Raw genomic sequence first — 10813 nt, forward strand, 5'->3', positions numbered from 1 at the left:
TGAATAAGCTACTTTTAAACCTTGAACCCATTTGATGGGGATTGATGGTTCCATTGAAGCCTCCTTGTACTGCTAACGCCCGCATTTGCGGCTGGTAAGGAGCGCAGCGGAAAACCTGTCCGACAACATGCGCTTGTTAGGACTTGTTTTCGTTACCACCTTCAACTTCATCATCACCTTTCGCCATCTTGTCTTCTAATTTTTTCTGCTTAGAAGGCATGCTGAATATTTTGGTATCTTCTTTTGCTAGTCTTTCAGGTAAGTTAAATGCTTCTAATAAATCCTTTAAACCGCTACCTAGAGAATTAACTTCAAATGTAAGATTTTTTAAATCAACCTTTCCACCTGAAATAATCACCGCTGCAACGAGAGCTACTAAAGGTCCAACAACCCACATTTCCAGAGGACTCTGCTTTATTATTTTTTCTATTTGAAGTTCATTTTTTTGAGCGAAAAATAATTCTTGAATACGGTACTCATCACCATATTTTCTAAGAATTGATTTAAATAAATCCCAATTTTCGTTTTCTAAAACTTCTTCTGCTTGGCCTTCGCCATCGTAACTTATGAATGCATTGTTAGCGGCATTGAATAAGTACATAAAATGCGTAAATTCCCTCATAGAAAAGGTGTCGTCTTCATCAGAAAATCTAATTTTTACTCTTTTAATTTCCATAAAACTTTCCTAGATGCTGAGTCAGTAGTCCTAACGCCGCGCTTTGCGACTGTATTGTAGCGCCAGCGGAAAAACAGTCCGACAACAGCGCCTTGTTAGGCCTACTCTCCACCATCATGTGGCTCCTCTTCAGATTCCGATTCACGCAGTACGTATTGATGTAACCAGACGAATTGCTTCAAGAATAGAATCCCCTTGTCTACATCATCATCGTACACTCTTGGAAAGTCATCAGAGACGCCTATTGCATGTGGGAAATGATCTTGGATTGCGCTTAAAACTATTGATGCATCTAATTGCCCAGTTAGACTGTTGTATTGCTCTCTTTCGAAATCCGACTTGTGCGAAATGCCTGATTCCATCCCCCAAGCAGTTGGCACATAAGAATCAAGTATTCTAACAAGAGCTTCTGAATCATTCGAAATCAATCCTGCTACATAATCATTCACATAGTCATCACGCACATATCTATTTAATGTATAAAATATCGTTGGGATAGAGTTAGGCGCCAGCTTAGTTAGATCGTCCTTCCCTTCAATTTTATCATCTATAAGTTTTCCCAAGTGCTTTCCGATATCATCTATACAGGCTTCAGAAAAAGCATCCTTTTCGGGCTTGTTTTCATCCTCACGTTTTAACCATCTAAAAATCTCGAGTTTAAATTCCAGTGAAGGTGCTGAATCGATGCATTTTTTTGCCAAAGCAACTCGGTCAGGTTCCTGTACGTTTTGAATTAAATCACTAACCAGCATGGCTGCCTGCGAAAACGGAGCTATCCAGCTATACAACACCTCTGGATTGGGGATGTCATCGCTCTTTTGCGCAACAGCAACAGCCAATGCTAACGCGGCATCAGCATCTATTTTTCCTGCATTATGCCTCAATTTTTTTATTAATGTTTCAGCTGAAGAGGCGTTGAATATTCCATTTAGTGGATTGCTTTCCAAATCGTAGGGCTCTTGCCATTTCTCACTATCTTTAGATAACTCCTGAATTGCCTTATCTGATATATCTCCCTTTGGTATTGCGTAAGTAAAATATCTAGAGTAATAATTTTCAGAACAAATTCTCTGTCCATTATTCCATTTCTCATACCAATCCGAGCCATAGTTCATATTGCCATAAACTGATTGAAGCTTTGGAAACATGTTCTTTAAGAGGTCAATAAACCCCTCTTTGTTAATATTCTTTCCTCGACTAAGTGCGCCATCTAAAAGATTTCTTATGTGTTCCTTTTCGCTATCATTGTTCGAGTAATGGCTATCTCTGAAAGATCCTGTAAATAGTCTCTTATTTATTCTCAGCACCTCATACAAAGGTGGGCAAAAGATTCTTATTCCCTCCAAAAGCATGAGATCAACTGCGTTTACCTCTCCATGCAAAATTGGCAAAGAGAACATTAGTATATTTCCATAAAGCTTGGCTTTTCTTGGAGTTGTTAAGCAATCATCGAAAGCGGCGCTAAAGTCTCGAACAAATTCTTGCACTTGTTGTTCGGAGAGCGAAATACCTGAAATATTTATAGCTTCATCCACTCCTTGAAAACAAAACTCTCGAAGCACTTGCTTTTCGACTGCTGGTAAATGTAGAGGAACCTGAATGATTTTCTCTAAAAATGCCTCGCCGGAATTCTCAGCAGCACTAGAGTAGCGATCTTGCAAAGATGCTGCGACAACATCTTTATCGAATGCCAATATGTACGATGTATATTTAAAGTCTGCTGTTAACTTAACTAATCTAAATAATGCGTGTATTTCAGTCTTTTCCAGCCTATCTACATCATCGATTAGTATAAGGACTCGTTTTTTTGCTGACTCTAACTCACGTTCTATTCTTCTCTTAAGTTCATTTATATCTGGCCCTGAGATAAATGTCCCAAGAGCATCGCCCGCACCCTTTGCACCCATAATAGCGCCAGCACCAGGCGCTGCTTTTTTAACGAAATCCTTGAGCTTATCACCGGTTTTAATTAGCTCTGCATCTAGCGCTCCTGCAATATCAAAAAAGAAGCCGGTTAGTAACTCATCTTCTGTACCGAAACGCCACGGATTGAATTTTATACATATTACGTTCTCATCACTTTCAAGTGATTTTTCGATAAAGTTGAGAACAGATGTTTTACCATCACCCCATATCCCGTAGAGACCAATAACAATGCTGCTTGGATCACTTCGTTTTGATATTACTTGGGCTACTCTCTCTGAGAAGCTCCAGCGCGAAAATCTATCTTGCCCTTGCTCGTGGATTGGTGAATCAGAGGAGTAGTTTTTATCTTCCATAATCTTTCCTTGGGGCATTCGGAGGCCTAACGCCGGCCTAACAGGCGTAAAATGCTTGGCTATAATTAGCGACGAAGGAGCGCAAGCCAAGCTTTTAACGTCCTTTGTTGAGGCGCTTGTTAGGCCTTATTGATAATCCCAAAACTTATAGTTTAATGATTTTTCAAGTAACTCTATTTTATTTTTTATCTGAGCTGCACCAGAGTCGGTAATCACACCTTTTTTATGCATTTTAGATACATTTTCTCTAACTTTTCTTCGTTCGCTAAATCGTTGCCGGTTTAGCTCTATGCCTTGTGTAAAGCTCTTAGCTATGAACTTTAAGACCCCTTCATATTCTATACAGAACTCTACGTAAGGCTTAACGGAATCTGTTACGTCTAGCCACTGACTATTTTGATCGGCGATTTTATCGAAATCACATGGCTTTATAATAGTATTATTTGGAATCCCAGTATTTTTAATTTTGCTATCAAGATAAACTTTACGTGCTAATTCGGAACAGTATGAGAATTTCTTTGCCGGTTTCTTTTTTGGCAAAATTATATATGGTTGCTCAATATAATAAGCGCATGTCTTGCTGAGCACATCACTGTCTTTCTCTTGTAGTCCTTTAAATCGAATAATCCGCCAACCTTCTTGAACATCATTCAAAACTTCATGTATTAATTTAAGAGAAACACCGATATTGGGCATTGCATCTATACATATAAAGTCGGCTAAAACGATTACAACATGACTAGATCGAGCTTTTGAGTAAACTGTTTTTTGTAATTTCGCCAATACCTTTGAGGAGTTTGAAGTACCAGTTACAAGAATAATATCTCCTGTTTTCAGTTCATCTCTAAAATTCTGAAGCTTTTCAGTGAAATCATTTTTTTCGCCTCGAGTTAACTTGCGATATATTGGTAAGTGCTCTTTCTTGATACCTGCATTTGTTCCCAGTATATCTAGTAGTTCATCAGGCATGCTTTTAAATTGTTCGATAACTTTGGCCCCAGAACCTTCCGTGCCCATAGTTTGAAACACATTGGCAGTAGCTTGCATTCTTATTTGATGCTTTAAGTCTTCCACTTAAATTTTCCTTTTCCGCCTATGCTAGAGTAAACGAGGCCTAACGCTCGCTTCAGCTGCGCCGAATGCGAAGCGGTTTTTGTGATAATGTTCGAGCGCAGCGAGTGACACAAAACCGCGTAGTGTTTGGCGTCAGACTGGAAGCGCTTGTTAAGTTTCTTGACTACGAAGTTCAATAAACTGCCTTGAAAACTCCTCTGCCAAGTCTCGACTCTCTGTAATTGTAATGTTTTCGTTGTTATATTGCGCATTACTTGTCCAATTATACGAACCATGAATAACTTTGTATAAATCAATTATACAAAACTTGTTATGCATCAATTTTTTACCCCACGGCGAGTTTGGTGAGACCTTTTTGTATTCAATTCCCCTAGAGCTAAACTCTAAACCATGTTTATCGGTTATTTCATCGTCATTTACAATTACTCGGACGTTAATGCCTTTTTGATGCTTTAAACGTAGTTCGTTCCCGATATCTCTATCGGTGAACCATGCCACAGCAATCCAAATAGTAAACTCTGCGGACCGAATAGATTCAATAATTTGATCTTTGATTTCTTGGAAATGTGCCGCTATTAATACTGGATCATCGATCGCGGAGCCATTGACTTTGAAAATACCTCTATCATCTTTTTCGAAGGCGTAGCCATCGTGTTTTATTATTTCACTTAGCTCATTTGCCACTTTATCTGGGTTATTGACTTTCCGGCTATCAGGAATGGCTTCGATTAACTTCTTGAATTCTGGAGTTCCGTTTACTTCCTTTAATCGTTCGTAGGCATACTCATTTCTCGACCATGAATTTGGTAGGCCTTCGCGAGAATATTCATCAGATAGCCCAAAAGCGTTAAAAAACTTAATTAGCTCTGGCCCAGACATGTATGGCGTGGGAGCCCCGTCGCCAGTAATATAAGGCTTTATTGCATTTAAGGTTAGCTCTGAAACCTTCAATTTAGTATCTTCTCCGAACCATGTTCAGCGTTTTGTTAAGTGTTCGCAACATCTGGATTAGGAACAGCCCTATTTAGAAAAAACGGCGTATAATTTGCCGCATTTAGGCCACCATCATGTACGGTTCCTAAATCCTCAGGTGTAACGTCCTGAGTTGGCCAGATTTTATTGTGGCCAATATATTTATCCAGATTAAGCTTAGTTAGTTCTAAAAACAAATAGTCCTCTGTTTCTCCACGGCTCACTCCGGCAGCCCAATATGAGAATGAACTAGCAATGATGTCAGCTACCTGCACCTGTAGGTGGTCATCCGAGCTAGCAAACTTTAATGATTTCCCTTTTAGAGGGAGGTTATATTTTCTTCGGTCATAACCCAGCTCGACTTCATCTTGGGTCCAGTCCATAAACTGAGCAAATAGTAAACGCTGTTTTTCAATGCTGTGTGAGTCATCATGAATGATATGAAAACCTTTAGGATATGCTTCACCCCATTGAGCACAATGACTAAATAACGCTGGAATTGATGGATCCAAAGAGAACTTATCAACACCGTTAAGAGCGTCATCAATGCAATCTTTAGTAAATAATATAAGGTCAATATCTTGCTTGAATTTTTCATCAACAGATGATTCTTTTACTTTCTCAACATCAGAATAAAAACCATCAATATGCTCTTGGCCCTGCTCACGAATCATAACTACAAAAGAGTTATACATAGCTTTTACTAAATCTTCATCACAGAATGCAGGCAGATAGTAATAGAGCATATTTGATAACGCTATGTTTCTTCCATTTAAGTAAAGATCCTCACCAGAAAGATGCATCATATGCTCAATTAGTAAGTCTACAATTTTTGTAGTAACCATAAACTCTTTCAAGAAAATATTGACTTTTACCGTTTCCAAATTGAGCAGGTTACTGCTCATTAGCCTGACAATACCATCCTGCCCAGACTTCCTTCGGCGAAGATTTTTGAAGTGCGCCTCATGAGGAGAGTTTGATTCGAGAAGTGCAATTAGCTTCTTGGAATCATCTTCAGAAAAGCGACAACTTGCTAAAGTAAATACAGGTTGATTAGGATCAAGTAGGTTTGAACCTGTATTGCCAGATTCATCAAAATAGATAGTAGGAATCATCTGTTTCTCTCGTAAAGCCGCTTCCTTTTTTTGATTCTGCGACCGCTTTTGGGCTTTTTTCTTGGAGTCTCTTTTAGCTTTACTGTTTCTGCTCATTCTATCCCTGACACTTAACGCCCTGCTTAGGGGCGAAAATACATGGGCTAAAATTAGGAGCGAAGCGACGCAGCCCATGTGTTTGCGTCCCAGCGAGCCCGCGAGCGACTACAGCAGTTTGTTAGCAACGTTTCCATTCTGAACGTAGTACCGAATAATGTATGTGATTAACATATTTGTCATACAAAAATTCGGCCTCTCGTTCAATTCCTTCTTTGACTAAACCTAATCGTTCAGAGACAGCTTGGCTCTTATAGTTGTACTCTGCGGCAGGGATAGACACTTTGTTAAGCTCAAGAGTGTCGAACGCATAATTGATTAAATATTCAACGCATTTGGTGATGATACCTTTTCCTTGAGCTTGCTGTGCAATCCAATAGCCAAGAACCACTTTCTTGTTTAGGTGATCAATGGGGTGATAACCACACATGCCAACAAGTTCATCTGAAAAGAAAACTCCGCAGTTAAATCCTAGATTATTCAAATATTGTTCATGGTTAGTTTTAATGTAATACAAAGAATCGTTTACAGATTTGTTGAAATCCAACCATGGTAGCCATTCTCGAAGGTGTGAACGATTACCGTCAACTAACTCAAAAAGTTTTTCTGCGTCACTCTCTTGTAGCATTTTAAGATTTATATCTTTAGAAACTTCAAATGTAATCATCGTTTTACTAATTAGTTGCTAACGCTTGCCGTAAACGGCACAAAATAGCAGGCTAAAATTGGCGACGAAGGAGCACAACCTGCTGTTTTGTGTCCTTTGTTTAACGGCCTTGTTAGCAGTTTTACAACTTGTCCTGTTGCTTCTTGTATTCGGCAAACCTCTTTTCATCTGCTTTTCGCTGAGCCTCACGATCTTTTGATGTATAAGTATTAACGTGTAACTTTTTAGATGAAGAGTTAGTCATTTTCTCCAATTGTTCTCTGAGTTTCTTTAAATCTCCCGCCATTTTATGCAAAGGGTCTCCACCTCCAATTTCAGTAATTCCTTTTAACTCAGCAAAGTCAATGGTTAACTCATTGGAATAGTCATAACCTTCAACATCTGTATAAGAAACAACTATTTTGAAAAATGGGGTAAAAATATCATCGCCTTCAAGTTTCCCTTTTAACTCAAAAAAACTAAACAAAAAGCTATCTACTTTTTGATTAATTCCTAACGAGTGCATGCCGTTAGAAAAAATATGAAGTTTTAAAAAAAGGTCAACTATTACATTTTCACCTTCGGAAATTTCAGCTCCGTCTTTATCAATAAACTTGAAACTTACATTTCGAGCGATACCTTTTCCTAGGTTACTCACATTAACCATCATCAAATTAAATGAAATATCACTATTTTTAAGAGTAACTGAAACACTTGGTCTAATATTTTCTTTTCTAAGAGAGTCAACTTGCTCTATTTGAGCTTCCCTTAAGTACCAAGTTTCTTTAGCTAAAATAAATGTTAAAACAGCAATAGCAACAGTAGCTAATGCAGAGACCCATGAGGATAATGAGTCAGCAGTTAAAATTGAGGATAACTGAATTTGGCTACCAGCCACTATTCCAAGAATGAAAATTAGAGGCGCACTTACTAGCCCGACAACTGACATTAATGGAATCAAACTTCTCTCATTTTTCCGTTTACTCATAGCTTCCCTTAAACTGCTAACGCTTAAGCTAAACGGAAAATACGATGCGTTTTGGCCGAAGGCCAGCGAGTAATTTTCCGATTGAGCTTTTTGTTATATGCAAATTACCCAACAGCCGTACTAGTATTATTTTGATTAATATCATTTTTTAGTACCAATATGGCAAGATAAATTAAACCGAGTGGCGGAATAAATGATAATAGAACACCAATTAAGGTGGCCATTTTAGGTGTGTTTGTTTTACGTTTGCCTAAGTAATAACTTAGGATGCCAATAACTATTACAGAGATAAATATTATCTCTCCAAGTAATGTTGCATTGATATTCATGCACAATTCTCCTTTTGCATATAACGCCCGTATTTGTTGCACAAACTTGTGGCCTAAACTTTGTGAGGCACGAACAATGGCCGCGAGTTGGTGTCAGCAACATACGTTTGTTATTGCGCCACCCCACTTCACTATCGCGGCTTTGCCGCCACAAGCAGTTAGCACAACAACTTGATTAAAATTATTACCCTAGACTAAACCAAACTGCCAGAAAACTGCAACTATTGATAAACGTTATTGTGAACAGGTTTTTATAAAAGCGATTTGAGAAAGAAGTATTTTGAATTGAATAAACCGCAGGGGAATTGCGGAAAAAAGCAGTAGTCAACTCGGAGAAGTACCGCAAAAATCCGCCTTTGCGCTAAACCATAATCTGAAAGGCTTATGCGCTATAACGCCCGCATAAATTGCGAATAACAGTTGGCTAAACTTAGCGAAGAATGAGCGCCAGCCAACTGTTAGGCGTCCATTTTAATGCGTTTGTTAGGTTCCGGAGGTAGACGGATATTGACACTTTGCAATATACCACTCACCTGTGACTTTTTGATAGTTACCATAATCTTCTGATTCATCGCTAAGCTTACATAACCCTTTATCAGTCGGCTCACCAAACGTGTAAAATCCTTCTTGCTCTCGATCGTTATGCTTAAAAGTAAACGCTTTTCTAATGAGCCAAATTCCATCAAAATGCTGTAGCCAGATTACATCTATGTTTTCGCTTAGTAAAAATTCAGTTAGTTCATCCAGACTTGAATCAGTTATTTCTATGTAATTTCTACTACCTTTTTTAATTATTGACTTAACCGAAGCCCGCTCCCCATTTCTACCATCTACCCATTGTACGACCTCCAACTGATTTTCGATGGCGAAGGAAATAACGTGTTCAAAATCAAGTGCGTGCTTTTCAAGATTTTGTCTGATTGTCGATTCAGTAGTGGTGTTCAAAGGAACTGAATATGAGGGTGCGCATATAGCTAATACCAATATCAAAAAGACTAGAACTCTGAACATAGGAACCCTAACTTTTAAATAAGGGGCGCAGACGTGTGGGCTAAAATCCGAACGAAGTGAGTGACTTAATTTTTTTGTTATGTGCCATTTACTACAAAACGTGAATGTCATTTATGGTGGCACTAAACTCATTGTTATTGACTCGAGAAAACTCGAACTCCACGGTTAAGTCAGTGATTTCACCATTAACAGGGAAATAAAAACCAAAAAGGTAACTACCGTCATTACATTCCATGAACTCCGGGGTGCAAAAAGCTATATCGGTATTCTCGATTTTAAATTCTGATTCGCTACCATAATAGTCAAAAACAGCATCTCTTATTTCCTTTTCACCCCAGCGAGTACCGTAATTGTTAGGGACGGTTACCAAATTAAGAGCTTGATCAAAATCATTCTGAGACAGGTGACAAAGCCATTTTTGACAGTATGCTTTTAACTCAGATTCAATATTTGGGTTTAACAGTTTGAGCATGACCGTCCTTAGGCACATAACTTTTAAATAAGGGGCGCAGATATGAGGGCTAGAATCTGAGCGAAGCGAGCCAGCCCACATATTTGCGTCCCAGCCCGCGCAGCGGGCGAACTTAATTTTTTTGTTAGAAGACATTACTGGATGTATAAATCATGGTTTTCTAAAACCTTCCGTATTTTAGCTTGGTCTTCTAGTACTGTTTTATATATCCATTTATAAAAGAACTTCCCATTAGTGGCGATAACTGTTTCTGCTTTTTCCTTTCCCAGCACTTCGGTAAGTGCATCAAGTTCCATTAAGCAAACAGCGAGGTGTAAGTACGTTGAAAACTCACTTCTCGCGCCATCTGGATAGCCTACGGGGACAGACGGATACATTTTGCGTAGCGCTGAAATAGTATTTTCTACTTCTTTTTTCTTTGAGTCTTCAAACCAGTGAATCTGCTCATGTAACAACTGAGACAAACCTGCTGGGTCATTGTTTGGCATTGAAGCTTTAAGTGTCAAAACAGGATGACTAAACGGACTTCGAACAGACTCATCTATTATTATTTTATCCGTAAACCACCACTTGCTCAGATCATGTTGTTCTATGAGCCTTAACACTTGAGATCGTTTCATTTCCTCTTTTTCACTGTCATTCGACAGAGAAATGTCAACTTCTGCGAAAGCCAACTGAGATAGCAACAGTAAAGGTATAGCTAAATTTAAGATTTTCATAAAAACCTCCTTGTCTTCTAACGTCCGAATTTGCTGCACAAACTTGTGGCCTACACTTTGTGAGGCACGAACAATGGCCACGAGTTTGGGTCAGCAACATACGTTTGTTAGGTGTCATGTTACTTATCATTAGGCTTTAATGGTGCAATTAGCAAAAATAATATTAAACAAAACCAGCTAATAAACAAACTTCCTATTATCCATGCTAGCTTTTCTTGGCGTCCAACATTTTGTGATCTAGAAATTATTATGATTGGAATTACCTATGCAATTAATAAAACAAGAAGCAAGGGAAACCAAGATATTAAGATTTGAGTTGTATTATCCATAATGAAATCCTTTTTTGACACCTAACACCCGCATAACGGGCAATAACACGTAGGCTAAAATTGGAGCGAAGCGACTGAGCCTACGTGTTATTGTCCCAGCGAGCCTG

Annotated in this window: 11 protein-coding genes; all 11 read right to left on the reverse strand. The window is 38.6% G+C overall.

Annotation, left to right across the window (positions count from 1 at the left end; all coding sequences use genetic code 11):
- Positions 1 to 136: 136 nt before the first annotated feature.
- Entirely contained in the window at positions 137 to 676 is a 540-nt protein-coding gene (locus Q4567_RS21695) for a hypothetical protein (protein ID WP_303502393.1), read from the reverse strand.
- Between the two features lie 101 nt (positions 677 to 777).
- Positions 778 to 2955, reverse strand: coding sequence for a P-loop NTPase fold protein (locus Q4567_RS21700; protein WP_303502396.1), 2178 nt, complete (start codon positions 2953 to 2955; stop codon positions 778 to 780).
- A gap of 126 nt (positions 2956 to 3081) precedes the next feature.
- Positions 3082 to 4029 carry a hypothetical protein gene (locus tag Q4567_RS21705; protein WP_303502399.1) on the reverse strand — a complete coding sequence of 316 codons (948 nt, stop codon included), beginning with the start codon at positions 4027 to 4029 and terminating at the stop codon, positions 3082 to 3084.
- A 150-nt stretch (positions 4030 to 4179) separates the two neighbouring features.
- The gene (locus Q4567_RS21710) at positions 4180 to 4980 is read right to left on the reverse strand and encodes a phospholipase D-like domain-containing protein (protein ID WP_303502401.1); all 801 of its coding nucleotides are present in this window, start codon (positions 4978 to 4980) and stop codon (positions 4180 to 4182) included.
- A 35-nt stretch (positions 4981 to 5015) separates the two neighbouring features.
- Complete coding sequence (locus Q4567_RS21715) at positions 5016 to 6212, reverse strand: DUF3800 domain-containing protein (protein ID WP_303502404.1); 1197 nt, start codon at positions 6210 to 6212, stop codon at positions 5016 to 5018.
- A gap of 121 nt (positions 6213 to 6333) precedes the next feature.
- Positions 6334 to 6879, reverse strand: a complete 546-nt coding sequence (locus tag Q4567_RS21720; protein WP_303502406.1) for a GNAT family N-acetyltransferase — start codon at positions 6877 to 6879, stop codon at positions 6334 to 6336.
- A 121-nt stretch (positions 6880 to 7000) separates the two neighbouring features.
- Positions 7001 to 7846 (reverse strand): hypothetical protein, encoded by an 846-nt coding sequence (locus Q4567_RS21725; protein ID WP_303502407.1) that lies wholly within the window; start codon positions 7844 to 7846, stop codon positions 7001 to 7003.
- A 104-nt stretch (positions 7847 to 7950) separates the two neighbouring features.
- Positions 7951 to 8175, reverse strand: coding sequence for a hypothetical protein (locus Q4567_RS21730; RefSeq protein ID WP_216049421.1), 225 nt, complete (start codon positions 8173 to 8175; stop codon positions 7951 to 7953).
- A 483-nt stretch (positions 8176 to 8658) separates the two neighbouring features.
- The gene (locus Q4567_RS21735; RefSeq protein ID WP_303477715.1) at positions 8659 to 9186 is read right to left on the reverse strand and encodes a hypothetical protein; all 528 of its coding nucleotides are present in this window, start codon (positions 9184 to 9186) and stop codon (positions 8659 to 8661) included.
- Between the two features lie 91 nt (positions 9187 to 9277).
- Complete coding sequence (locus Q4567_RS21740; protein WP_303502409.1) at positions 9278 to 9658, reverse strand: hypothetical protein; 381 nt, start codon at positions 9656 to 9658, stop codon at positions 9278 to 9280.
- A 134-nt stretch (positions 9659 to 9792) separates the two neighbouring features.
- A complete protein-coding gene (locus tag Q4567_RS21745; protein WP_303502411.1) occupies positions 9793 to 10377 on the reverse strand; it encodes a hypothetical protein in 585 nt (194 codons plus the stop codon).
- Positions 10378 to 10813: the final 436 nt, after the last annotated feature.

It is taken from the genome of Aliiglaciecola sp. 2_MG-2023, from assembly GCF_030548145.1.
Classification (GTDB): domain Bacteria; phylum Pseudomonadota; class Gammaproteobacteria; order Enterobacterales; family Alteromonadaceae; genus Aliiglaciecola; species Aliiglaciecola lipolytica_A.

Excerpts from the sequence above, each read along its gene's own strand:
- Q4567_RS21695 (WP_303502393.1), bottom strand. The coding sequence starts at position 676 with ATGGAAATTAAAAGAGTAAAAATTAGATTTTCTGATGAAGACGACACC.
- Q4567_RS21700 (WP_303502396.1), bottom strand. The coding sequence starts at position 2,955 with ATGGAAGATAAAAACTACTCCTCTGATTCACCAATCCACGAGCAAGGG.
- Q4567_RS21715 (WP_303502404.1), bottom strand. The coding sequence starts at position 6,212 with ATGAGCAGAAACAGTAAAGCTAAAAGAGACTCCAAGAAAAAAGCCCAA.
- Q4567_RS21720 (WP_303502406.1), bottom strand. The coding sequence starts at position 6,879 with ATGATTACATTTGAAGTTTCTAAAGATATAAATCTTAAAATGCTACAA.
- Q4567_RS21725 (WP_303502407.1), bottom strand. The coding sequence starts at position 7,846 with ATGAGTAAACGGAAAAATGAGAGAAGTTTGATTCCATTAATGTCAGTT.
- Q4567_RS21730 (WP_216049421.1), bottom strand. The coding sequence starts at position 8,175 with ATGAATATCAATGCAACATTACTTGGAGAGATAATATTTATCTCTGTA.
- Q4567_RS21735 (WP_303477715.1), bottom strand. The coding sequence starts at position 9,186 with ATGTTCAGAGTTCTAGTCTTTTTGATATTGGTATTAGCTATATGCGCA.
- Q4567_RS21740 (WP_303502409.1), bottom strand. The coding sequence starts at position 9,658 with ATGCTCAAACTGTTAAACCCAAATATTGAATCTGAGTTAAAAGCATAC.
- Q4567_RS21745 (WP_303502411.1), bottom strand. The coding sequence starts at position 10,377 with ATGAAAATCTTAAATTTAGCTATACCTTTACTGTTGCTATCTCAGTTG.